The 20,988-nt window shown below is 58.2% G+C and carries 25 protein-coding genes; 10 read left to right on the top strand and 15 right to left on the bottom strand.

Annotation, left to right across the window (positions count from 1 at the left end):
- Positions 1–27: 27 nt before the first annotated feature.
- On the top strand, positions 28–231 hold the full coding sequence (locus ACZ9BB_RS23515; protein WP_476216654.1) for a twin transmembrane helix small protein: 204 nt from the start codon (positions 28–30) through the stop codon (positions 229–231).
- Between the two features lie 16 nt (positions 232–247).
- Here ACZ9BB_RS23515 and ACZ9BB_RS23510 read toward each other — a convergent pair whose 3' ends face one another.
- From ACZ9BB_RS23510 to coxB, 4 genes are all read right to left on the bottom strand, one after another.
- Positions 248–1,135, bottom strand: coding sequence for a cytochrome c oxidase subunit 3 (locus tag ACZ9BB_RS23510; RefSeq protein ID WP_476216652.1), 888 nt, complete (start codon positions 1,133–1,135; stop codon positions 248–250).
- Between the two features lie 33 nt (positions 1,136–1,168).
- Complete coding sequence (locus ACZ9BB_RS23505) at positions 1,169–1,726, bottom strand: cytochrome c oxidase assembly protein (RefSeq protein ID WP_476216650.1); 558 nt, start codon at positions 1,724–1,726, stop codon at positions 1,169–1,171.
- A gap of 177 nt (positions 1,727–1,903) precedes the next feature.
- Complete coding sequence (gene ctaD, locus ACZ9BB_RS23500) at positions 1,904–3,496, bottom strand: cytochrome c oxidase subunit I (RefSeq protein ID WP_476216648.1); 1,593 nt, start codon at positions 3,494–3,496, stop codon at positions 1,904–1,906.
- Positions 3,497–3,578: 82 nt separating this feature from the next.
- Positions 3,579–4,706: a cytochrome c oxidase subunit II gene (coxB, locus tag ACZ9BB_RS23495; protein WP_476216646.1), complete on the bottom strand. Its 1,128-nt coding sequence runs from the start codon at positions 4,704–4,706 to the stop codon at positions 3,579–3,581.
- A gap of 370 nt (positions 4,707–5,076) precedes the next feature.
- Between coxB and ACZ9BB_RS23490 the strand changes: the two genes are divergently transcribed.
- Complete coding sequence (locus ACZ9BB_RS23490) at positions 5,077–5,727, top strand: hypothetical protein (RefSeq protein WP_476216644.1); 651 nt, start codon at positions 5,077–5,079, stop codon at positions 5,725–5,727.
- A gap of 113 nt (positions 5,728–5,840) precedes the next feature.
- On the opposite strand, the gene ACZ9BB_RS23485 is transcribed toward ACZ9BB_RS23490, so the two are convergent.
- From ACZ9BB_RS23485 to ACZ9BB_RS23475, 3 genes are all read right to left on the bottom strand, one after another.
- Entirely contained in the window at positions 5,841–7,370 is a 1,530-nt protein-coding gene (locus ACZ9BB_RS23485; RefSeq protein WP_476216642.1) for a SulP family inorganic anion transporter, read from the bottom strand.
- A 128-nt stretch (positions 7,371–7,498) separates the two neighbouring features.
- On the bottom strand, positions 7,499–8,230 hold the full coding sequence (locus tag ACZ9BB_RS23480) for a carbonic anhydrase (protein WP_429430420.1): 732 nt from the start codon (positions 8,228–8,230) through the stop codon (positions 7,499–7,501).
- A gap of 245 nt (positions 8,231–8,475) precedes the next feature.
- The gene (locus tag ACZ9BB_RS23475) at positions 8,476–9,534 is read right to left on the bottom strand and encodes a PA0069 family radical SAM protein (protein WP_476216639.1); all 1,059 of its coding nucleotides are present in this window, start codon (positions 9,532–9,534) and stop codon (positions 8,476–8,478) included.
- A 240-nt stretch (positions 9,535–9,774) separates the two neighbouring features.
- Here ACZ9BB_RS23475 and ACZ9BB_RS23470 point away from each other — a divergent pair, with 240 nt between their 5' ends.
- Both ACZ9BB_RS23470 and ACZ9BB_RS23465 read left to right on the top strand, forming a co-directional pair.
- Positions 9,775–10,080 (top strand): hypothetical protein, encoded by a 306-nt coding sequence (locus ACZ9BB_RS23470; protein WP_476216638.1) that lies wholly within the window; start codon positions 9,775–9,777, stop codon positions 10,078–10,080.
- 301 nt (positions 10,081–10,381) lie between these two features.
- Positions 10,382–11,029 carry a dual specificity protein phosphatase family protein gene (locus ACZ9BB_RS23465; protein ID WP_476216636.1) on the top strand — a complete coding sequence of 216 codons (648 nt, stop codon included), beginning with the start codon at positions 10,382–10,384 and terminating at the stop codon, positions 11,027–11,029.
- Positions 11,030–11,075: 46 nt separating this feature from the next.
- Here the strand turns inward: ACZ9BB_RS23465 and ACZ9BB_RS23460 are convergent, their stop codons facing one another.
- Both ACZ9BB_RS23460 and prlC read right to left on the bottom strand, forming a co-directional pair.
- Entirely contained in the window at positions 11,076–11,363 is a 288-nt protein-coding gene (locus tag ACZ9BB_RS23460) for a YheV family putative zinc ribbon protein (RefSeq protein ID WP_048397319.1), read from the bottom strand.
- On the bottom strand, positions 11,360–13,450 hold the full coding sequence (gene prlC, locus ACZ9BB_RS23455; RefSeq protein ID WP_476216633.1) for an oligopeptidase A: 2,091 nt from the start codon (positions 13,448–13,450) through the stop codon (positions 11,360–11,362). The genes ACZ9BB_RS23460 and prlC overlap by 4 nt, the downstream gene beginning before the upstream one ends.
- A gap of 62 nt (positions 13,451–13,512) precedes the next feature.
- Between prlC and ACZ9BB_RS23450 the strand changes: the two genes are divergently transcribed.
- Entirely contained in the window at positions 13,513–14,058 is a 546-nt protein-coding gene (locus ACZ9BB_RS23450; protein WP_476216631.1) for a gamma carbonic anhydrase family protein, read from the top strand.
- Between the two features lie 28 nt (positions 14,059–14,086).
- Positions 14,087–14,737 (top strand): HAD family hydrolase, encoded by a 651-nt coding sequence (locus ACZ9BB_RS23445; RefSeq protein ID WP_476216629.1) that lies wholly within the window; start codon positions 14,087–14,089, stop codon positions 14,735–14,737.
- Between the two features lie 87 nt (positions 14,738–14,824).
- On the opposite strand, the gene ACZ9BB_RS23440 is transcribed toward ACZ9BB_RS23445, so the two are convergent.
- Positions 14,825–15,916, bottom strand: a complete 1,092-nt coding sequence (locus tag ACZ9BB_RS23440; protein WP_476216627.1) for an aminopeptidase — start codon at positions 15,914–15,916, stop codon at positions 14,825–14,827.
- Between the two features lie 58 nt (positions 15,917–15,974).
- On the opposite strand from ACZ9BB_RS23440, the gene ACZ9BB_RS23435 reads away from it, so the two are divergent.
- Together ACZ9BB_RS23435 and ACZ9BB_RS23430 are read left to right on the top strand one after the other, a co-directional pair.
- Positions 15,975–16,391, top strand: coding sequence for a PA0061/PA0062 family lipoprotein (locus ACZ9BB_RS23435; RefSeq protein ID WP_476216625.1), 417 nt, complete (start codon positions 15,975–15,977; stop codon positions 16,389–16,391).
- Positions 16,392–16,431: 40 nt separating this feature from the next.
- Positions 16,432–16,851: a PA0061/PA0062 family lipoprotein gene (locus ACZ9BB_RS23430; RefSeq protein ID WP_476216623.1), complete on the top strand. Its 420-nt coding sequence runs from the start codon at positions 16,432–16,434 to the stop codon at positions 16,849–16,851.
- A gap of 6 nt (positions 16,852–16,857) precedes the next feature.
- Here ACZ9BB_RS23430 and ACZ9BB_RS23425 read toward each other — a convergent pair whose 3' ends face one another.
- Positions 16,858–17,091, bottom strand: a complete 234-nt coding sequence (locus tag ACZ9BB_RS23425) for a DUF1161 domain-containing protein (RefSeq protein ID WP_476216621.1) — start codon at positions 17,089–17,091, stop codon at positions 16,858–16,860.
- Between the two features lie 189 nt (positions 17,092–17,280).
- Positions 17,281–17,712, bottom strand: coding sequence for an OsmC family protein (locus ACZ9BB_RS23420; RefSeq protein ID WP_476216619.1), 432 nt, complete (start codon positions 17,710–17,712; stop codon positions 17,281–17,283).
- Between the two features lie 234 nt (positions 17,713–17,946).
- Here ACZ9BB_RS23420 and ACZ9BB_RS23415 point away from each other — a divergent pair, with 234 nt between their 5' ends.
- The gene (locus ACZ9BB_RS23415; RefSeq protein ID WP_476216617.1) at positions 17,947–18,948 is read left to right on the top strand and encodes an LLM class flavin-dependent oxidoreductase; all 1,002 of its coding nucleotides are present in this window, start codon (positions 17,947–17,949) and stop codon (positions 18,946–18,948) included.
- A 61-nt stretch (positions 18,949–19,009) separates the two neighbouring features.
- On the opposite strand, the gene ACZ9BB_RS23410 is transcribed toward ACZ9BB_RS23415, so the two are convergent.
- On the bottom strand, positions 19,010–19,234 hold the full coding sequence (locus ACZ9BB_RS23410) for a DUF1161 domain-containing protein (RefSeq protein WP_476216615.1): 225 nt from the start codon (positions 19,232–19,234) through the stop codon (positions 19,010–19,012).
- 127 nt (positions 19,235–19,361) lie between these two features.
- Positions 19,362–19,577 (bottom strand): dodecin, encoded by a 216-nt coding sequence (locus ACZ9BB_RS23405; RefSeq protein WP_476216613.1) that lies wholly within the window; start codon positions 19,575–19,577, stop codon positions 19,362–19,364.
- Positions 19,578–19,732: 155 nt separating this feature from the next.
- On the opposite strand from ACZ9BB_RS23405, the gene ACZ9BB_RS23400 reads away from it, so the two are divergent.
- Complete coding sequence (locus tag ACZ9BB_RS23400; protein WP_476216611.1) at positions 19,733–20,059, top strand: ElaB/YgaM/YqjD family protein; 327 nt, start codon at positions 19,733–19,735, stop codon at positions 20,057–20,059.
- Here ACZ9BB_RS23400 and ACZ9BB_RS23395 read toward each other — a convergent pair.
- The gene (locus ACZ9BB_RS23395; protein WP_476216609.1) at positions 20,056–20,949 is read right to left on the bottom strand and encodes a LysR family transcriptional regulator; all 894 of its coding nucleotides are present in this window, start codon (positions 20,947–20,949) and stop codon (positions 20,056–20,058) included. The genes ACZ9BB_RS23400 and ACZ9BB_RS23395 overlap by 4 nt on opposite strands.
- Positions 20,950–20,988 lie beyond the last annotated feature (39 nt).

Genomic DNA, 20,988 nt, shown 5'->3' with positions numbered 1-20,988 from the left:
CATCGCCTGTCCCCCCGGAGTGTCCCCATGCTCAAAGCAGCCATCGTCCTGATGCTGATTGCCACGGTTGTCAGCCTGTTCAGCGGCCTGTTTTTTCTGGTCAAGGACGACAGCCGCTCGAATCGCCTGGTCATCGCCTTGAGTGTTCGTGTCGCGCTGGCCGCCGCCACTGTCGGCTTGATCGCCTGGGGTTTTTTCAGCGGCCAGTTGGTGTCCCACGTGCCTTGGTAGTCATGAGAGCCAAGGCTCAGAGCACGTAGACGAAAACGAACAGACCGATCCACACCACGTCCACGAAGTGCCAGTACCAGCTCGCCGCCTCGAAGCCGAATTGATGGTCGGCATCGAAGTGCCCGCGCATGATGCGCATCAGCATCACGAACAGGATGATGGTGCCGATGGTCACGTGAGCACCGTGGAAACCGGTGAGCATGAAGAAGGTCGCGCCGTAGATGCCGGACCCCAGGGTCAGGCCCAACTCGTGGTAGGCGTGCAGGTATTCTTCGGCCTGGAAACCGAGGAACGCACAACCGAGCAACACGGTCAGCGCCAGCCAGATTTTCAGTGCGCCACGGTGGCCTTTTTTCAAGGCATGGTGAGCAATGGTCACGGTGACGCTGGAGCTCACCAGCAGCACGGTATTGAGCAGCGGCAGGCCCCAGGGGCTGATGACTTCCTTGGGGGGAGGAAAGAGTTTTGAGTCCGGGTTGTTCAGCAGCGGCCAGGTGAATTCAAACGCCGGCCACAGCATGTGAGCGATGCCTTTGGTGCCTTCACCGCCCAGTGCCGGCCCCGCGATGTTGCGCACATAAAACAACGCACCGAAAAAGGCGATGAAGAACATCACCTCGGAGAAAATGAACCAGCTCATGCCCCAGCGGAACGAGCGATCCATCTGAGCGCTGTACAACCCCTGGCGACTTTCCTTGATCACCGTGCCGAACCAGCCGAACAGCATGTAGGCCAGCAGCAGCCCACCGACGAAAAAGATCAGCGGGCCGTGGGATTCCGGCCGCGCCGCCTTCAGGTCGTTGAACCAGGTGCCCAGGCCGAACACCGTGACCAGCATGCCGACCGTGGCGATAATCGGCCATTTGCTCTGGGCTGGAACGTAATAATGTTCATGAGTTGCCATTTATTGTTCTCCTTATCGGGCACGCTTTAACGCCTAGCCACCGGTGCTTGCTGCAACAGCCACGGGCGGATGACGTGCGGTGATATCGAACAGCGTGTAGGACAGCGTCAAGTGCTTCACTTCCTTGGGCATATCGCGGTCAACGATGAACCGTACCGGCATCTCGATGCGTTGACCGGGCTGCAGCACTTGCTGGGTAAAGCAGAAACATTCGGTCTTGTGGAAGTACGCGGCTGCGTTGCTGGGTGCAATGCTCGGCACCGCCTGGGCGCTCATCGGCCGGTCGGTGGGGTTGTGGGCGATAAAAATCATCTCGTTCACCGCCCCCGGGTGAGCGGTCAGCTCATCGCTCTTGGGATAAAAATCCCAAGTCATGTCTGCGGCGTTGGTCGACAGAAACTGCACGCGAACCTGCCGCGAGGCGTCGACCGTTTGCTCGCCTTCATACTGCCCGGCGGTTTTGCCATTGATGCCGAACGCCTTGCACATCACGTCGTAGATCGGCACCAGGGCAAAGCCGAAGATAAACATCGCCACCACCACCAGCAACAGGCGGGTGACCAGTTTCTTCATCGAAATCGAATCAGCCATGATTTCTAACCTCCACCGAGAACCCTGTGGGAGCGGGCCCGTGGCGAGGGGGCTTGCCCCCGTTTGAGTGCGTAGCACTCACAAAATCCTGGAACATCAGAGATTTTAGGGCTGCTTCGCAGCCCAACGGGGGCAAGCCCCCTCGCCACGGGCAAGCTCCCACAAGGCCGAAGCGTTTCATTTCACTTCCGGCGGTGTGGTGAACGTGTGATACGGCGCCGGCGACGGAATGCTCCATTCCAGGCCTTCGGCACCGTCCCACGGCTTGGCCGGTGCCGGCTCGCCGCCGCGAATGGTCTTGATCACGATGAACAGGAAGAAAATCTGCGTGGCGCCGAACATGAACGCGCCAATCGACGACACCATGTTGAAGTCGGCGAATTGCAGGTTGTAGTCCGGAATCCGTCGCGGCATGCCCGCCAGCCCCACGAAGTGCATCGGGAAGAACGCCATGTTCATGCCGATGAACGACAGCCAGAAGTGCAACTTGCCGAGGGTTTCGTCGTACATGTGGCCGGTCCACTTCGGCATCCAGTAATAGGCCGAGGCGAAGATCCCGAAGATCGCTCCCGGCACCAGCACATAGTGGAAATGCGCGACCACGAAGTAGGTGTCCTGGTACTGGAAGTCCGCCGGGGCGATGGCCAGCATCAGCCCGGAGAACCCGCCAATGGTGAACAGGATGACAAACGCCACGGCGAACAGCATCGGTGTCTCGAAGGTCAGCGAGCCCTGCCACATGGTGCTGGCCCAGTTGAACACCTTGACTCCGGTGGGCACCGCGATCAGCAGCGTGGCGTACATGAAGAACAACTCGCCCACCAGCGGAATGCCGACCACGAACATGTGGTGCGCCCAAACGATGAATGACAGGAACGCGATACTCGCCGTGGCGTAGACCATCGAGGTGTAGCCAAACAAAGGTTTGCGTGAAAAGGCCGGAATGATCGAGCTGACCGCGCCGAAGGCCGGCAGGATCATGATGTACACCTCAGGATGACCGAAGAACCAGAACACGTGCTGGAACAGCACCGGATCCCCGCCACCGGCGGCACTGAAGAAGCTGGTACCAAAGTGGATGTCCATCAGCATCATGGTCACGCAACCGGCCAGCACCGGCATCACCGCGATCAGCAGGAACGCGGTGATCAGCCAGGTCCAGACGAACAGCGGCATTTTCATCAACGTCATGCCGGGGGCGCGCAGGTTGAGGATGGTCGCGATCACGTTGATCGCGCCCATGATCGAACTGATCCCCATCAAGTGGATGGCGAAGATGAAGAACGTCACGCTTTCCGGCGCATAGGTCGTCGACAGCGGTGCGTAGAAGGTCCAGCCGAAGTTCGGACCGCCGCCGGGGGTGAACAGGGTCGATACCATCAGGATGAACGCCGCCGGCAACAGCCAGAAACTGAAGTTGTTCATCCGCGGCAAGGCCATATCCGGCGCGCCGATCATCAACGGGATCATCCAGTTGGCGAGGCCGACGAAGGCCGGCATCACTGCACCGAAAACCATCACCAGGCCGTGCATGGTGGTCATCTGGTTGAAAAATTCCGGCTGGACGATTTGCAGTCCTGGCTGGAACAGCTCGGCCCGGATCACCATGGCGAACGAGCCGCCCAGCAGGAACATGGAGAATGCAAACCACAGGTACAGCGTGCCGATATCCTTGTGGTTGGTGGTCAGCACCCAGCGCATCAGGCCTTTGGCGGGGCCGTGGGCGTGGGCGGTGCCGGTATGAACATGGTCATCGACTACAGCGGTCATGTCCTGTCTCCTGCAAACGGATGGGCTGGGCGGACCGGGGCGTCATGCCCCGGCCGATTTCCTGAGTGCGCAATAGACCGGGTCATTTGCTTTCCGCCTGTTTCAGCTCCAGCACTTCTTTAGGGGTGACCATGTCGCCCTTGTTGTTGCCCCAGGCGTTACGTTCGTAGGTCACGACCGCTGCGATATCGACTTCCGAGAGCTGCTTGCCGAACGCCGCCATGGCGGTGCCGGGCTTGCCGTGGAAGACAGTGCTCAGGTGATCCTTGATCGGGCCGGTGGCGATTTTCGAGCCCTTGAGTGCCGGGAACATCGGCGGCAGGCCCTGGCCTTCGGCCTGGTGACAGGCCACGCAGGTGGTGTGATAGACCTTGTCGCCGCGCTCCTTGAGTTCGTCGAGGGTCCATTCCTTGCTGGTCAGCTCTTTGAGCTGCGCAGCCTCTGCCTTGCGCTCGCCCAGCCAGGTTTCGTAATCGGCCTTGGTCTTGACATCGACCACGATCGGCATGAAGCCGTGGTCCTTGCCACACAGCTCGGCGCACTGGCCGCGGTAGATGCCGGGTTTGTCGACGCGGGTCCAGGATTCATTGACGAAGCCCGGAATCGCATCGCGCTTGACCGCGAAGGCCGGCACCCACCAGGAATGGATGACGTCGGCGGAGGTCACCAGGAATCGCACCTTGGCACCGATCGGCAGCACCAGCGGCTTGTCGACCTCCAGCAGGTAATGTTCGCCCTTGGCTTCTTTGTTGTGGATCTGATCGGCGGGGGTGGTCAGGTTGCTGAAAAACTCGACGTCCTGGCCCAGGTATTTGTAGTGCCACTTCCACTGATAACCGGTGACCTGGATATCGAGGTCCGGCTCAGTGTTGTCGTACATTTTGATCAGCGTGATCGTTGCGGGAATCGCCATCGCCACCAGAATAAGCAAGGGCACGACGGTCCAGAGGATTTCAACGGTAGTGCTTTCATGAAATTTGGCGGCCACCTGCCCGGTAGAGCGGCGGTGGACCATCATCGACCAGAACATGGCGCCGAAGACGATGATGCCGATCACTACACAGATCCAGAAAATGGTCATGTGCAGATCGAATACTGCGTGACTGATTTCAGTCGCTCCAGGCGCCATATTCACAGTCCAGGCCGCTTGCGCCTGACTGAAAATCGACCACAACAGGAGGCCCATCCAGACATGTGGATGTCGCATCATTGCGGGTTCCCCTTATAGTTCTTTTTATCCCGCCGGCTTTCACCTGCGGCAAGGGAGCGGCTTTTTCAGACTACGAACTTGAATCGCCGAGCCTTGCTGCATATGCAGTCGGGCGTCATCAGCTAACTCCATTCAGAACCGAGTATAGACAGCGACTGCCACCTGGCAATGCGATGGCGTAAATCATCCGAAACAGCCTGGACTTGCGTTCCAGGTCACGAATGGAGAAGGATGTAGACGAATGGTGGCAAATCGATATAACCCTGATGTCTCAAGGATGAAATAATTATGACAAATGGATCTTAGCCTCTTTCATAAGCCAGCTAAGTTATGTCTTCCCTATTTCATTGCCTTGTTTCCTGGAGTTTTCATGAACACCGCCGCATTGCGCGAGCAGATCCAAAAAGCCCAACAACACGAAGCCGAGACCGGCCTGCTGACTCGTCAGCTGGAAACTCAACTGCCGCACCTTCACTCCGCCATCCAGTTGCCGGATGTCGACGCCAACGGCGTGATGACGCGTTTTGTGGCCGCGTATATAGAACAAGTGCCAGACCTGCTGGATGCAGCCAATGAAGTCGCCAGGGAAGCGGGCATCGAGTCACAGATCCAACCAGTGCTGAGAATCGCCGAGCAGTTCTTTCTCAAGCCACCGGTGATCATGGCCGGTCACGTTGGCCTGGACAGCCTGCTGGACGAAGCCTATCTGGCGCATCGGTTGGTCGAAGAGGTCAATGACCTGTACATCAAGCATTTTGGCCAGCCACTGATCCCCTTGGACATGACTGTTGCCAACCTGATTGCCCATCAACTGATCGGCGAAGAGTTTGCCAATCAACTGGATGAGGCGGTGCATCACGCTGTGGACGAGATGCTTGGCGATGAAAGTTTCGCACTGGAGTCGGTAGAGGCCTACCGCGAGAAGCTCAGCAGCCCGGACACCGGCGCCGCGTGGAAACGCTGGCCATGCCTGTCGCGCCAATTGGGCGTGGGCCTGGAACTGGATCAACCAGCGGCGTAAGTCTATGTAACCCCTGTAGGAGCGAGGCTTACCCGCGAAGGCGTCCTCGAGTACGCCAAAAGCTTTGCGGGCAAGTCGGATCGCCGCACCGCTCGCTCCTACAGAGGTTTGCTTCAACCCGCCGTTGAGCCAATGCCGGTGGTGGTACGCAAACGCCCCTCCAATCTGCGCTTCAACCCCCGCGCTTCAATCAACAGCTTCGAACCCTTGGCCGCATTGGCCCGGCCCCACTCCTCCAGCAACTCAAGGCACGAGTGATCGATGTAGCTCAGGTTATTGAGTGGCACATGTACTGTTGCGCCCGCCGGAATGGTTCCCAGCACTTGGGTCAGCGCTGGCACCTTGAGGAAGGTCGCCGCTCCCACCAGTCGCAGTTCCATCTCGCCGTCCGCCGGCAGATCGATCAGGCTGATCTTCAGGCGCGAAGCCTTCCAGGCCAGTTTGGCCAGCGTCAGGCCGAAGCCGATCAGCACGCCCGTCAGCAGGTCGGTGAAGATGATTGCCAGTGCAGTCGCCGCATAGGTGAACATCGGCATCCGGCCATAACGGCCCAGGCCGCGAAAGGCCTTGAGGTCCACCAGTTTGAAGCCGGTGTAAACCAGCACCCCCGCCAGACTCGCCACCGGAATGCTTTGCAGCACGCTCGATAGCAGCAGCACGAAAGCCAGCAACCACAGGCCATGAAACACTGTCGACAGTCGGGTGGTGGCGCCGGCCTGAACGTTGGCTGAGCTGCGCACGATCACCCCGGTCATCGGCAGCGCGCCGAGCAGACCACACAGCATGTTGCCCACACCTTGCGCCGACAATTCGCGGTCGAAGTCCGAGCGCTGGCCGCTGTGCATGCGGTCCACGGCAGCGGCCGAGAGCAGGGTTTCGGCGCTGGCGATAAAGGCCACGGCGAAGGCGGCGATCAGCAGGGCCGGGTCTGCGAGATTGAGCAGATCCGCCGGGCGCAGCCAATCGATGGCTTGTGCCAGGTTAGCCGGGACTTCCACCCGTTTGACTTGCAATGCGAGTACCAGGCTGGCGATCGTTGCCAGACCGACTCCAAGTAATGCACCGGGAACGAAACGCAGGGAATGCGGGCGCAGTTTTTCCCACAGCCACATCACGGCAATGGTCGACAGCCCGAGTAAACCGGCTTGCCAGCCAAACGAAGGCAAAGCCTGAATCACTGCAGCCGGGAAAGCCGCCAGATTATCCAGCCCCGAGGGTTTGGGCACGGCGTCGAGCATTACATGCGCCTGTGACAGCACGATCAGTACCCCAATCCCGGCGAGCATGCCGTACACCACAGCCGGTGCCGTAACCCGAAACCAGCAACCGAGTTTCAAACGCCCGGCCACCAGTTGCAGAAAACCCGCCAGCAGCAGGATCGGCCCGAGCATGGCGATACCATGCTGGCGCACCAGTTCGAACACCAATACCGCCAGACCCGCTGCCGGGCCGCTGACTTGCAGCGGCGAACCGGCGAGCCAGCCGACCACGAGTCCACCGATGATGCCGGTGATCAGGCCTTTGGCCGGCGGCAGCCCCGAGGCGATGGCGATGCCCATGCACAAAGGCAGGGCAACCAGAAACACAACCACCGAAGCCAGCAGCTCCCGTGGCAGAACAGCTTTTAATTGAGCAGCACGCATGGTGACTCTCCCGAAGTTTTCTTCAGGCGTGGCAAAGCCGGCTGCCTGATCAGCAGTCTTGGCTAAACCACACGGGGATCTAGTGTCCTGACTCGCAAATACTGTTTGTGAGACAGGACACGAAGTATTTAGAAGCGCGCCTTGGGCGTCGCCACTGGTATTGGATGGCTGCCATCGAGCGGCAGGAAACAACCCTGGTCCGCGTCGTAAGCCTGGATTTCGCTGGTTTCGATGTTGTAGACCCAACCATGGATAAACAGCTGACCGTTTGCCATGCGCGAAGCCACTGATGGGTGCGTGCGCAAATGTTGCAACTGAGCGATCACATTCTCTTCGGTGAGAATGTGCATGCTCTCGTTTTCATCCGTGCAATGGCAGTTGTCCTGGACCATGGTTTTCGCCACTTCGGCATGCCGCAGCCAGGCTTTGACCGTCGGCATCTTTTCCAGGCTCTGCGGGTTGAGTACCGCGCGCATGGCGCCACAGTCGGAGTGCCCGCAGATAATGATGTGCTGCACGCCGAGGGCCAGCACCGCGTATTCGATGGCCGTGGAAACGCCGCCGTTCATTTGCCCATAAGGAGGCACGACGTTGCCGACGTTACGGGTCACGAACAGGTCGCCGGGGGCGCTTTGGGTAATCAGTTCGGGAACGATGCGTGAATCGGCGCACGCGATGAACATCGCCCGAGGCCGCTGGGCCGTGGCGAGTTTTTTGAAGAGTTCTTCCTGTTGCGGAAAGATCTCGTGATGAAAGTGCAAAAAACCGTCAACGATATGCTGCAGCGCTGCATCGGCGGTTTCCGCCTCGGGTTGGGCTGAAGCCGACACAGCCAACGGCTGTTTATCCTTGTCACTCATGATTCATCCTCTTTGGCGGAGTCAGGGGAATTTTCCCGTTTTGTCCGATGTGAAGCCAGTGGCTGTTTAAAAAACATCCAGGTCGAGAATCCCGACCCATCAGTCACTCGATGAACAAGGTAACTGCCGAAACTTAACTCAAACTGAATCAAGCGCTCTAGAACGTGCGTTCCAGGTCACAGGAAGCGTGACCACCCTAAACCTGACATGCCTTTTTCACTACTCCACCATAGGTCCAATTGTCCTTAAATCAACGACATTTGGCGGCCCGGCGGACAAAAGGCTTCGCAATCCAGATTGAAACCTTCCCGATGATTGAGTCCCAGGCGTTTGATGGTTTTGGCAAAGCGTTGTGCCAACAGATCGGCAAACGGACCCTCACCGCGCATTCGAGCACCAAACCGACTGTCGTAGAGTTCACCGCCACGGCTCTGGCGGATCAGGCTCAACACATGAGCTGCACGCTGAGGATAGTGGGCGGCCAACCATTCCTCGAACAACGGTGCCACTTCCAGCGGCAGGCGCAACATCATGTAGGCCGCGCTTTGCGCGCCGGCCGCATGGGCTTCGGTCAACAGGCTTTCGAGTTCGCTGTCGTTGATCATTGGAATCATCGGTGAACACAAAACGCCCACCGGAATCCCGGCTTCGCGCATCACCCGGATCGCCCGCAGTCGTGCCTTGGGTGCCGCGGCGCGCGGTTCGAGAATGCGTTTGAGTTCATCATCCAGCGTGGTCAAGCTGATCATCACCGCTACCAGCCTTTGTTCGGCGAGTTCGGCCAGCAAGTCCAGATCGCGAAGAATCAGCGAGCCCTTGGTGATGATGGTCACCGGATGGCGGTAACGCAGCAGCACTTCGAGAATCCTGCGGGTGATTCTGTGTTCGCGTTCGATCGGCTGATAAGGGTCGGTGTTGGAGCCCAGGTTGATCGGCGCGCATTGATAGCCACGCCTGGACAGTTGCTCTTCCAGCACGTCGGCGGCGTTGGTCTTGGCGATCAGCCTGGTTTCGAAATCCAGCCCCGGCGACATGTCCCAATAGGCATGGCTGGGCCGTGCGTAGCAATAGATGCAACCGTGTTCGCAGCCGCGGTAGGGGTTGATCGAGCGGTCGAAGGGCAGATCCGGCGAGTTGTTGCGGGTGATGATGGTTTTCGCCTTCTCGATACGCACCTCGGTGCCTTGGGTGATTGGCGCTTCCTGATACCAGCCGTCATCCTCGGCCACCGAACGATTGGGCGCAAAGCGGTTGTGCGGATTGGTGGCGGTACCGCGGCCGCGGGGTGGCAGAGGCGTATTCATCGATAAAAGCCCTATAGCTGTATGTGCATACAGTATCCGAACATCAAACGACAGACCAGTGCCGTTCGGCAGCTTCATGCCCGAGATAAATGAAACAAACTAAAAAACTAACCAATGATCAAAAAAGTCCCGCGGCAGTCATCGCGAGAAACATATACCAAGTGGCGTACTTACAAAAATAGCCAGTACTATCCGCCCCACACGAAGTTGTCGTGGATCAATAATTAGAAGGAACTAATCATGTCATTTTTTAATCAGCGCGGTATTTTCTTGCAACTGCTGGCGCCAAACATTACCAACCCTCATGAAGCTCAGGTATCGATGCAACTTGCCCGTAAAGAGTTGGAGTGGGATCCGGTAAATGAGGTGCAGACCGCAGCACTGGTCGACTCCGTCTTTGTGACAGCGGTTTCCAGCGATGCTGGCCGGTCCTTCACTATCAAGACCGTCAACAGCGATGTGGACGGGGATGGCGATATCGATAATGACGACAAGGCAAAACTGCTGGCTCTGGCCAAGGCTTATTCCAGTATTGTAAATCCCTGAAGTTGATAGTTATTGCCAGGCCTGCATGAGTCTATATGCAGGCCTGGTTTATCGCCCACTGTTGATTCAGTCCCTGCCAACGTTTGTCTCGAAACTAATGCATCAATAAAAATTAGAGTTTCCCCTTATATATAACGTCAATCAGCGAGGTCGGATACGTCGACTGCAATACCCCGGATGCCCCTCTGCGTCGGACATCCGCTATTTGATTCACGTTTCTTTGACAGTGGCCTCACAGGCTTTTGACTGTCCCAGGTTCAGGCTGTCGGTTACTTTTCTACACTTCACGGTCAACCTGAGCATGCCCCTACTGCGCCTTTTACCCGCGATGCTTTTTTTGTCGTTGGCCACACTTTTCAACCTGACGCTGGCCTACGCTGACGATACTGCTTTACCCCGTCCCGCAGACTGGGCTCAATCGGTGGAGGTTCAGTACAACCTCTATCAGATGTCCCCGACCCTCTATCGCAGCGCGTTGCCGGACAAGGGGGCTGTGCCGTTGCTGGAGAAACTCAAGGTTGCCACCGTTATCAACTTCCTGCCTGAACCGGACTCAAGCTGGTTGTCCACACCCGGAATCACGCAGATACAGCTGCCCTACCGGACCAATCACGTGGATGACAGTGATGTACTCAAGGCCATTCGCGCGATTCAGACCGCCGAGGCCAAAGGCCCTGTTCTTATGCACTGCAAACACGGCTCGGACCGCACTGGCCTGATGGCGGCGATGTACCGGGTGGTGGTGCAGGGCTGGAGCAAGGAAGATGCGCTGAGTGAAATGACCCAGGGCGGTTTTGGCGACAGCACCCACTTCAAGGATGGCATTCGCTACATGATGCAGGCCGATGTCGACAAACTTCGTACGGCGCTGGCCAATGGTGATTGCAGTACCAGTCCATTTGCCAGTTGTTCGATGAAGAACTGGTTCAAGTCGGCCCATGTCGAGTAAGTAATACCTCCCACTGCATGGCGCAGTGGAAGGTGGTTTCCATCACTCAGTGTTGCTCGTCTGGCTTTTTCTTCAACTTCGGGTTCGGAAAAAACTGCACGGCCTGCACCTTGGCATCCGGCACCTTCAGTGCCGAGGTGTTGACCCGCGTACCCAATTCCTTGGGCACTGACAGACCTTGTTCATTCAGCGTGTCGGAATAACCGCAGGCCACGCACTCGCGATGCGGGACTGCGTCCTCGCTCCACATCATCAACTTGTCCGGCTCGCTGCAGGCCGGGCAGACCGCCCCGGCGATAAAGCGTTTTTTGGTTATCACAGGTCCCTCACTCATGCTGCCGCGTCCTCACTCAGGCCGCTGTGGCGCAAGAGTGCGTCAATCGATGGCGCACGGCCACGGAAGTCGACGAACAGCACCATTGGCTCTTGGGAACCACCACGCGCCAGGATCGCTTCACGGAACGCACGACCGGTCTCGGCATTGAGCACGCCGTCTTCTTCGAACTTCGAGAAAGCATCGGCCGACAATACCTCAGCCCATTTATAGCTGTAGTAACCCGCCGCGTAACCACCGGCGAAGATGTGAGCGAAGCTGTTGGGGAAACGGTTGTAGGCCGGCGGACGCATGACCGAGACCTCGTCACGCACACCTTCGAGCACTTGCAGCACACTGCGACCGTCGCCGTGGGTGGCGTGCAGTTCGAAGTCGAACAGCGAGAACTCCAGCTGGCGGACCATCATCAGGCCGGACTGGAAGTTTTTCGCCGCGAGCATTTTCTCCAGCAGATCCTGGGGCAACGGCTCGCTGGTTTCGTAGTGACCGGAAATCAGCGCCAGACCTTCCGGCTCCCAGCACCAGTTCTCCATGAACTGGCTTGGCAGCTCGACCGCATCCCAAGCCACGCCATTGATGCCAGACACGCCGGCATGCTCGACGCGGGTCAGCAGGTGATGCAGACCATGACCGAATTCGTGGAACAGAGTGGTTACTTCGTCGTGGGTCAGCAGGGCCGGTTTACCGCTGTCAGCCGGGGTGAAGTTGCACACCAGATTCGCCACCGGACTTTGCAGCACGCCGTTGATTGTGCGGCGATGATCGCGAGCGCCGTCCATCCAGGCTCCGCCTCGCTTGTTGGCGCGGGCATACAGGTCGAAGAAGAATCGGCCGACATGTTGGCCGTTTTCCTTGATTTCGAACAGGCGAACGTCCGGGTGCCAGGTATCGAAGCCCTTCAGTTCGGCGATCTCGATGCCATACAGGCGTTGGACGATGCTGAACAACCCACCCAGAACCTTGTCGATCGGGAAGTACGCGCGAAGGGTTTCCTGGGCGACGCTATAGCGCTGTTCGCGAAGTTTTTCACCGTAGAAACCGCTGTCCCAGCTTTGCAGGTCCGGGCAACCCTGTTCGGCGGCGTAGGCCTTGAGCTGTTGCAGATCCTGGGCGGCGAACGGCTTGCTGCGTTTGGCCAGGTCGCGCAGGAAACTCAGCACTTGATCGTTGGACTCGGCCATTTTGGTGGCCAGGCTCAGCTCCGAGAAACTGGTGAAACCCAACAGTTTTGCCAGCTCCTGGCGCAGGTCGAGGATTTCTTCCATGACCGGGCCGTTGTCATTCTGACCGGCATTTGGGCCTTGGTCCGACGCACGGGTGCAGTAGGCGGCGTAGACTTCTTCGCGCAGGGCACGGTCCTGAGCGTAGGTCATCACCGCGTAGTAACTCGGGAATTCCAGGGTGATCAACCACCCGTCCAGGTCCTTGGCTTGCGCGGCGGCGGCCATTTGCGCTTTGGCCGATTCGGTCAGGCCGGCGAGGGCGGCTTCATCGATGACGTGCTTGGTCCAGGCCTGGGTGGCGTCTAGCAGCTGGTTGGAGAAGCGGCTGCCCAGCTCCGACAGTTTGCTTTGCACGTCGGCGTAACGCTTTTGTTCGGCTTCAGGCAGGTCGATACCCGACAGACGGAAGTCACGCAGAGCGTGTTCCAGGATTGTTTTCTGCGCCACGTCGAAACCGGCGGCCTCCGGGCTGTTGGCCAGCGCTTCATAGGCCTGAAACAGTTCACGGTTCTGGCCCAGCTCAGTGGCGTAGGCGCTCAGGGCCGGCAGGCAGGACTCATAGGCTTCGCGCAACTCAGCGCTGTTGCACACGGCGTTGAGATGGCTGACCGGGCTCCAGGCGGCGCCCAGACGATCGTTGAGTTCGTCCATCGCCAGCACCAGGCCGCCCCAGGTCGGTTGTTTAGCCTGGGTTTTGAGGATGTCGACGATGGCAGCGCGGTTGTCAGCCAGGATCTTTTCAATGGCCGGTTGTACGTGTTCGGCACGGATCGCCGAGAACGGCGGCAGGTCGTAGGACTGCAGAAGAGGGTTGTTCACGCTCACGGTTGGCACCTTGGCTGGAAAACATGCGGGAAGAAACATGACCCCATCTTAATTACAATCGACGCTCACCGCAGCTATCAGCAAAAGAGAGAGAGCCTATCGTGACCCTTCGCAAGTATCAGAATCACACGCCGCTGGTGGGCAAAGGCGTCTTTGTCGACAGTTCGGCGGTGGTGATCGGCGACGTCGAAATCGGCGAAGACAGCTCCGTCTGGCCGCTGACGGTGATCCGCGGCGACATGCACCGCATCCGTATCGGTGCGCGCACCAGCGTGCAGGACGGCTGTGTGTTGCACATTACCCACGCCGGGCCGTTCAACCCCGATGGCTTCCCGCTGCTGATCGGCGACGATGTGACCATCGCGCATAAAGTCATGCTTCATGGTTGCTCCGTGGGCAGCCGGATTCTGATCGGCATGGGCAGCATCGTCATGGACGGAGCGGTGATCGCGGACGATGTGATCATTGGTGCTGGCAGTCTGGTTCCCCCGGGCAAGCGCCTGGAAAGCGGGTTTCTCTATGTCGGTAGCCCGGTGAAACAGATCCGACCGCTGACTGACAAGGAAAAAGCCTTTTTCACCTACAGCGCGGCGAACTACGTGAAGCTCAAGGACCTGCACCTGGCCGAAGGCTACGACCAACTTTGAACCGAATCGCTATCGCTCAGGAATTGTCATGCACTACCAAACTGTACTGTTCGACCTCGATGGCACGCTGACCGACCCGCGCGAAGGCATCACGCGCTCCATCCAGTTTGCCCTGAGCAAACTAGGCATCGATGAGCCGGACCTGACCAGGCTTGAACATTTCATTGGCCCGCCATTGTTGCAGGCGTTCATGCAGTTCTACGACTTCAACGAGCCCAAGGCCTGGGAGGCAGTGAACTTCTATCGTGAACGCTTCAAGGTCACCGGCCTGTATGAAAACCGCGTGTTCGATGGGGTTACACCGCTACTGGAAACCCTCGGTGGGCAAGGGCGACAGCTGTACATCGCGACCTCCAAGCCATGGGTTTTCGCCCGGGAAATCGCCCGGCACTTCGACTTCGCCAAGCATTTCAAGGTTATTTACGGCAGTGAGCTGGATGGCACGCGGACCAACAAGGTCGAGCTGATTGCCCACCTGATGAGCGAAGAAGGCCTGGACCCGGCCAGTACGCTGATGATCGGCGACCGTAAACACGATCTGATCGGTGCTCGCAGCAACGGACTGGACGCGGCGGCGGTAGGTTATGGTTTTGGCAGTCGAGAGGAGTTGAGTGCCGAAGCACCGGCGTATCACTTCGAGACGCTGGATGAGTTGCATCAGGCGTTTTTGCGCAGCTGATCAGTCCGTCTTCGCGGGCAAGCCTGTAGCGGTCCAGTTTTTTTAGACCAATCTGTAGGAGCGAGGCTTGCCCGCGAAGAGGCCCCTTCAGCCACCTGAACTCACTGATCCCGCCAACACCTTCAACGCCGCCTTACGCTCCCCAACCGGCAACGCGCCCAGCGTCTCGACCGCGGCATAAAACCTCCCCCAATCCCCATCGACCTGCTTGAACAACGTGGCAAACGCCGGCACCCATTGGTCGTACAAACCAAACGGGAGCAGCCGGGCGTTGTTCATCGGGGCGTTGATCCAGGCGTCGTAGCGTTTGTTCCCGGCCCATTGGCTGTCCCGCAGCGTCCGGTATTCACGGCGTAATTGTTCGAACTCTGCTGCTTTGCGTTCACGCATTTGCTCGGCAGGCAGCCGCAGGGCATAAAGCCGTTCAAGTCTGTTGCGGGTGTCCAGAAGCAACTGAATGAATTGGTCGCGTTGCCGCGCCAAAGCTCCGTTATCGGGTGGCATACCTTGGAATGCGCGCCATTGGCGAGTGCCTTCCTGCTCGACGAAGGTGGCGAAAGACTCGTTGAACTCACTGTCGTCTTTCACATAAAAACGTTGATGGGCGAGTTCGTGAAAAATCAACGTAGCCAACCGTTCGTCGCCCCAACCCATCATCGAGCTCATGATCGGGTCGTTGAACCAACCGAGCGTCGAATAGGCCTCGACGCCGCCAATCGACACGTCCATACCTTGCAGACGCTGCAAGGCGGCCTCACCGCGTGCAGCGCTCTGGCTGTAATACCCGCGATAGGCAACGCAGCCAGCGACGGGGAAGCAATGGTTCTGTGGCTTGAGCGAAAATTCCGGCGTGGCAAAGACATTCCAGACCACAAACGGCCGGCCGATGTCGGCGTACAAGCGGTAGCTCTGGTTGTCCGGCAGGCGCAGGTGTTGGCTGGCGAACATCCGGGCTTTTTGTGACTGGGCCAGATGCGCGCGCAATTGCTGATCGCGGCCGGGATCGGCAATCACACTGGCAACTGGCTCCCGTGCCCGCAGCAAGTGCAACTGGCCACTGGCCAATTGGCCGTAATAGCTGATGCTCGCACAGCCATTGAGCAACAAAAGAAATATGCCCGGAAACAAAATGCGTAAAACGCGATCAAGTAACCCAAGGCTTGGACGCGGCCTGATCAAAATAAAAAATCCCTGGAAAGTCTGCCCGCAAGACTATCCCGCCTATTGGAGCTCCGCTATGCGCAAGTTGATGCTGACGGGAGGCCTTCTGATGCTGGCCGGTTGTGCCGGATTGCCCACTCCTGATCCTTCGCAGGCCTGGATCGATCTGGATTCACGGCAGGAAGACACCGCGCTGCAAGCGCTGGAAGTCGATGACAAGGCTTCCATCGACAAGCGTTACTTCGAGGTGCAGCCCGGTAGCCACGAGTTGACGGTTCGCTATTTGTTTGCGGTCCAGCCGACCAACATTGGCCCCGATGCCGAGCCGCTGTGGCGTGACTGCCAGTTGAATGTGAAATTCAAGGACTTCAACGCCGGGCAGCGCTATCAACTGCAAGCGGGGTATATCGGCTTTCGGCCGTGGGCGAAGCTCTATGATCAACAGCGAAAAGTGATTGGACAGGGCACACCGGCAGGCTGCCAACGTACTTGATCGACGCTATGCTGAATTATCAGTCCTTGGGAAATTCATCATGCGTAGGTTGTTGCTGTTGCTCGCTGCAGGCGCCTTTGTCGGTTGCACGAGTCCGTTGCCGGCGGCCGATCCGCAGATGGCCTGGGTCGACTTCGCTACGCCGAGCCCCGGCGGGAAACTGTTGATGGCCGACCGGCTGGACAACCAGCGGCTGAGCGACGGGCGTTACTTCCAGGTCACCCCGGGTAGCCATGAGCTGAGAGTACGTTTCGATTTTGAAGTGTTTGGTGGTGGCTCGGGCTTGATGAACGCTCCGCTGGAGCGACTGTGCTACCTGACCATCAACTACGACCACTTCGAGGCCGGCCAGCGTTACCTGCTGGAAGCGCGTTCTATAGCGTTCACCCCCAGCGCCCGTCTCTACAATGCCAAGCGGGAAATTGTCGCCGAAGATCGGCTGGCCAACTGCGTCATGTGAGGCGAATCAGCTGTCATTTTTTTGGTAGATGATTTTTTTGGTGCCGTATTCGCATGAACCCACGACCATGTTCTGATCGTGCACTTCGTCGTTAGTGACGATTTCCAGGGTGTAGGACGAGACGTTATTGGCCTGGATCTTGGCTTCGATCTCGGCCTTGAGTTCTTCGCAGGATTTCGGTGCCGCGAGAACCGATGTGGTCAGTGCGCAACAGATAATCGCCAAGACAAGACGTTTCATGGTTGAAGCTCCCTTGAGGCAGCGCGCACGGTGATGCGCTAAAGCTGCTGTCATTTATTCGACCACAATTTCGCCAGCCAGGTTTTGTTTCAGCGCAAAAAAGATCGCAGCCTTTGACAACTCTAAAGGATCACTCGATCCATCCGGGAGTTACCGAAGGTTGCGATCGTTCATCGCGCCAAGGCTGATCTAGCTGACCAGCGTCGCATCCAGGCTGATTTTCGCATTCAGCACTTTGGATACCGGGCAGCCTTCTTTGGCTTTGTTGCTCAGTTCCTCGAATTGCGTCTGGCTCGCCCCAGGGATTTTCGCCTTGAGAATCAGTTTTACCGCCGTGATCGCAAAGCCGCCGTCTACCTGGTCCAGGGTGACTTCGGCAGTGGTGTCGATGCTGTCAGCCTTGAGGCCGGCCTCGCCGAGAATCATTGAAAACGCCATGGAAAAACAGCCGGCGTGGGCCGCACCGATCAACTCTTCCGGATTGGTGCCCTTACCGCCTTCGAAGCGGGCCTTGAAGCCGTAGGGCGCTTCTCTGAGTACACCGGTTTCGGTGGAAATCGAGCCAACGCCGGTTTTCAGATCACCTTCCCAATGAGCCGATGCCTTCTTTGTTATAGCCATGTCTGCCTCCTCAAGATGCGGCACGAAACGTCGCGCCTCAGTGATTTTCGGTTACCAGGGTTCTGAGGATAGACCGTCAAACAAAGTTCACCTCATCTGATCAGTCCTCTAATCGCGTAGGAATTTTGCTCCTCCTATTGAAACTCGGGTATATGCCCTCATTGCATAGGACACATTTATGGACTTGGCAGGTTTTCATTCAAAAACCTGCTTACTCATTGGAGAAGCAGATTGATGAAACGACTGTCTGATATCAAATTTTCGACCCTCGATCTGGTGCCCGTACGGGAGAACGGCAGCGCGGCCCAGTCCCTGCGCAATTCCCTGGACCTGGCGCAGCACGTCGAAAAATTCGGCTACAACCGCTTCTGGGTCGCCGAACACCACAATATGGATGGGATCGCCAGCTCGGCGACCTCTGTCCTGTTGGGCTATCTGGCCGGCGGCACTTCGACCATTCGTGTCGGTTCGGGGGGTGTAATGCTGCCCAACCACGCGCCACTGATTATCGCTGAGCAGTTCGGCACGCTTGAAAGTCTGTATCCCGGCCGGATCGATCTAGGCCTGGGCCGCGCCCCCGGCTCCGATCAAATGACCGCCCGCGCCTTGCGTCGTGAGCGTTCCGGCAGTGCCGACGACTTCCCGCAAGACGTGACTGAACTGATGCGCTACCTCGGCCCACGCACGCCGGACCAGCGGATCATTGCCATGCCGGGTACCGGCACTAATGTTCCGGTCTGGTTGCTGGGTTCGAGCCTGTTCAGTGCGCAGCTGGCGGGTGAGCGCGGTTTGCCCTACGCCTTCGCCTCACATTTCGCACCGCGCTTCATGCATGAGGCGATTCGTATCTATCGCAACCACTTCAAGCCTTCAGCAGTATTGGATAAACCTTACGTGATGCTCGGCGTGCCGCTGGTGGCCGCGGACACCGATGAACAGGCCGACTACCTGGCCACTTCGGTCTACCAGCGGATTCTCGCGCTGATGCGTGGCCAGAGCCTGGTGCAACGTCCACCCGTGAAGACCATGGACGGCTTGTGGTTGCCCCATGAGAGAGAAGCGGTTGGTGATTTCCTGGGGCTGGCCATGGTCGGCAGTCCGCAGAAAATCCGCGCCAAACTTGAGGTGCTGATCGAGCAGACTCAGGCGGATGAGCTGATTTTCACCTGTGACCTATACGAACATGCTGATCGCGTACATTCCTACGAGCTGCTGGCGCAGGTCATGAAGGGCTGAGGTTCAAACGCCCACAAAAAAGCCGACGCTATTGCGTCGGCTTTTTCATTTTCGAGGGCGATCAGCCCTGCTTGTAGACGATTTGCCTGGAGCCTTTTTCACAGATGCCGACGACTTTTCCGTCAGCAGCAGCGCCTTTGTCGACGATTTCCAGTGTGTAGTTGGAAACACCCTTGGCATCCAGTTTCGCTGCGATTTCGGCTTTCAGCTCGTCGCACGACTTGCCCTGGGCAAAGGCTGTTCCCGCAAGGCTCAACAAACCTACCGCCAAAATAAACTTCTTCATAGGTTGCACTCCCTGGTCGGATCAATAGGAGAGGGCATCCAGCCATCGGCGGATGAGCTCACCATGCAGCGCTCTGCCATTGCTATGGCACTCGGCCGACGCGCAAGTTCAGAAGCCCGGCTCAACCTCAACTGCTGGCAATCCGGAATCCGACTTTGAGGGTCACCTGGAAGTGTGCAGCTTTACCGTCCTTGATGTGCCCACGGGTTTCGGTCACTTCAAACCATTCCATGTACTTGAGGCTTTTGCTGGCCTCGGCCAGGGCATTGTTGATGGCGTCTTCAATGCTGGTGGTGGATGAGCCAACCAGCTCGACTTTCTTGTAGGTGTGATGGTCAGTCATGGCGTTCTCCTAAGGGTGTGAAATACAGCCTAGCAGTGATTTTTCTTATGTCTTCTGTCGAACAATCCGTGGGGGACGTTCAGATTTACTGCACTTTCTCGAACCTCTGAAGTCCCAACCAACACACGCAACTCAAACAATGCAGGAGAGCCACCATGGCCAACACGTCGTTACGCAAAGCCTCATTGCAAAGCATGGAAGCGGAGATCGAGAGTCTGCTGAAATCGTTGGAAAGCCTGAAGGACGACGCCTCGGACGAGTCGCGTAGAACCCTTAAAACGCTGAAAAGCAACGCCGAGAACGCGCTGAAACACTCGCGCCATCTGCTCGCCGATGCCTATGAAGAGGTGAAGGTCAAAACCCGTGAAACCGGGATCGCGACACGTGACTACGCCCAGGAACACCCTTGGACTACAGCCGGTGTCGCCGTTGGTGCGCTGGGCCTGCTCGCGGCCTATCTACTGTGCCGACGCGGTAATTAAGGTGTCTGGCGCAGTTCGTTTTTAAGCCATTGCGCCAGTTGCCGAGCGCGCCCGTCCGCGGCGCGCTTGGGTAGCCACAATGCCAGGTGCGCCGGGGTTTCACAGAAGCCCCATGGCGCCACCAGGCGACCGGCCTTCACGTCCTCGGCCACCAGCGGCTCAGGCGCGATAGCCACGCCTAGCCCGGCCACCGCCGCCTCCAGCAAATAATACAAATGCTCGAAACCCTGACCATACCGCAGCGCCTTGGCGTCGAGGCCGCTTTGCTGTGCCCAACTCGGCCAGGCTTGCGGGCGTGAGGTGGTGTGCAGCAAGGGTTCGGTCAACAGTGCGTTTGCCGGTGCTCCCTGCAGCCTTTGGTAACCGGCGAATCGCGGGCTCATGACCGGGCCGATTCGTTCGCTGGCCAGTTCGTAGACCTGCATGTCCGCCGGCCATGGCGGCTCGGCAAACACCAGCAAGGCATCCAGGCCGGGCCGCCGTGGATCGAGATCGCCTTCGCCAGCCGACAGGTGCAGGCGTAAATCCGGCAGGTCCGCATTCAATCGACCCAAGCGCGGAATGAACCAGCGTGCCAGCAGGCTGCCCGAGCAGCCGAGCACGAACGGCGCATCGGCGGTGCTTTGGGTCAATTCGGCGCAAACGGTGCGCAAACGCTCGAAAGCTTCGCCGCTGGCATCGCGCAAACGAACGCCGGCATCTGTGAGTTTAAGGCCACGTCCATCCTTGACGAACAGGCTCACGCCGAGGTGTTCTTCCAGCACCTTGAGTTGCCGGCTGACTGCACCATGAGTGACGTGCAGCTGTTCGGCGGCCTGACTGACGCTGTTCAGGCGGGCAGAGGCTTCGAAGGCGCGAAGAGCGTTCAGCGGGGGAAGGTCATGGCTCATGGGATCTGTGAGTTTTCCTGACAGGTTGTGGCGATCTTA

It is taken from the genome of Pseudomonas sp. TE3552 (genome assembly GCF_056278945.1).
Note: the sequence above shows the minus strand (reverse complement) of the source record. Positions and strands in the feature narration are given on the sequence as shown.

What these genes read in the sequence shown, in the direction of transcription:
- ACZ9BB_RS23515 (WP_476216654.1), top strand. Translation starts at nt 28, where the DNA reads ATGCTCAAAGCAGCCATCGTCCTGATGCTGATTGCCACGGTTGTCAGC.
- ACZ9BB_RS23510 (WP_476216652.1), bottom strand. Translation starts at nt 1,135, where the DNA reads ATGGCAACTCATGAACATTATTACGTTCCAGCCCAGAGCAAATGGCCG.
- ACZ9BB_RS23505 (WP_476216650.1), bottom strand. Translation starts at nt 1,726, where the DNA reads ATGGCTGATTCGATTTCGATGAAGAAACTGGTCACCCGCCTGTTGCTG.
- ctaD (WP_476216648.1), bottom strand. Translation starts at nt 3,496, where the DNA reads ATGACCGCTGTAGTCGATGACCATGTTCATACCGGCACCGCCCACGCC.
- coxB (WP_476216646.1), bottom strand. Translation starts at nt 4,706, where the DNA reads ATGATGCGACATCCACATGTCTGGATGGGCCTCCTGTTGTGGTCGATT.
- ACZ9BB_RS23490 (WP_476216644.1), top strand. Translation starts at nt 5,077, where the DNA reads ATGAACACCGCCGCATTGCGCGAGCAGATCCAAAAAGCCCAACAACAC.
- ACZ9BB_RS23485 (WP_476216642.1), bottom strand. Translation starts at nt 7,370, where the DNA reads ATGCGTGCTGCTCAATTAAAAGCTGTTCTGCCACGGGAGCTGCTGGCT.
- ACZ9BB_RS23480 (WP_429430420.1), bottom strand. Translation starts at nt 8,230, where the DNA reads ATGAGTGACAAGGATAAACAGCCGTTGGCTGTGTCGGCTTCAGCCCAA.
- ACZ9BB_RS23475 (WP_476216639.1), bottom strand. Translation starts at nt 9,534, where the DNA reads ATGAATACGCCTCTGCCACCCCGCGGCCGCGGTACCGCCACCAATCCG.
- ACZ9BB_RS23470 (WP_476216638.1), top strand. Translation starts at nt 9,775, where the DNA reads ATGTCATTTTTTAATCAGCGCGGTATTTTCTTGCAACTGCTGGCGCCA.
- ACZ9BB_RS23465 (WP_476216636.1), top strand. Translation starts at nt 10,382, where the DNA reads ATGCCCCTACTGCGCCTTTTACCCGCGATGCTTTTTTTGTCGTTGGCC.
- ACZ9BB_RS23460 (WP_048397319.1), bottom strand. Translation starts at nt 11,363, where the DNA reads ATGAGTGAGGGACCTGTGATAACCAAAAAACGCTTTATCGCCGGGGCG.
- prlC (WP_476216633.1), bottom strand. Translation starts at nt 13,450, where the DNA reads ATGTTTCTTCCCGCATGTTTTCCAGCCAAGGTGCCAACCGTGAGCGTG.
- ACZ9BB_RS23445 (WP_476216629.1), top strand. Translation starts at nt 14,087, where the DNA reads ATGCACTACCAAACTGTACTGTTCGACCTCGATGGCACGCTGACCGAC.
- ACZ9BB_RS23435 (WP_476216625.1), top strand. Translation starts at nt 15,975, where the DNA reads ATGCGCAAGTTGATGCTGACGGGAGGCCTTCTGATGCTGGCCGGTTGT.
- ACZ9BB_RS23430 (WP_476216623.1), top strand. Translation starts at nt 16,432, where the DNA reads ATGCGTAGGTTGTTGCTGTTGCTCGCTGCAGGCGCCTTTGTCGGTTGC.
- ACZ9BB_RS23425 (WP_476216621.1), bottom strand. Translation starts at nt 17,091, where the DNA reads ATGAAACGTCTTGTCTTGGCGATTATCTGTTGCGCACTGACCACATCG.
- ACZ9BB_RS23420 (WP_476216619.1), bottom strand. Translation starts at nt 17,712, where the DNA reads ATGGCTATAACAAAGAAGGCATCGGCTCATTGGGAAGGTGATCTGAAA.
- ACZ9BB_RS23415 (WP_476216617.1), top strand. Translation starts at nt 17,947, where the DNA reads ATGAAACGACTGTCTGATATCAAATTTTCGACCCTCGATCTGGTGCCC.
- ACZ9BB_RS23410 (WP_476216615.1), bottom strand. Translation starts at nt 19,234, where the DNA reads ATGAAGAAGTTTATTTTGGCGGTAGGTTTGTTGAGCCTTGCGGGAACA.
- ACZ9BB_RS23405 (WP_476216613.1), bottom strand. Translation starts at nt 19,577, where the DNA reads ATGACTGACCATCACACCTACAAGAAAGTCGAGCTGGTTGGCTCATCC.
- ACZ9BB_RS23400 (WP_476216611.1), top strand. Translation starts at nt 19,733, where the DNA reads ATGGCCAACACGTCGTTACGCAAAGCCTCATTGCAAAGCATGGAAGCG.
- ACZ9BB_RS23395 (WP_476216609.1), bottom strand. Translation starts at nt 20,949, where the DNA reads ATGAGCCATGACCTTCCCCCGCTGAACGCTCTTCGCGCCTTCGAAGCC.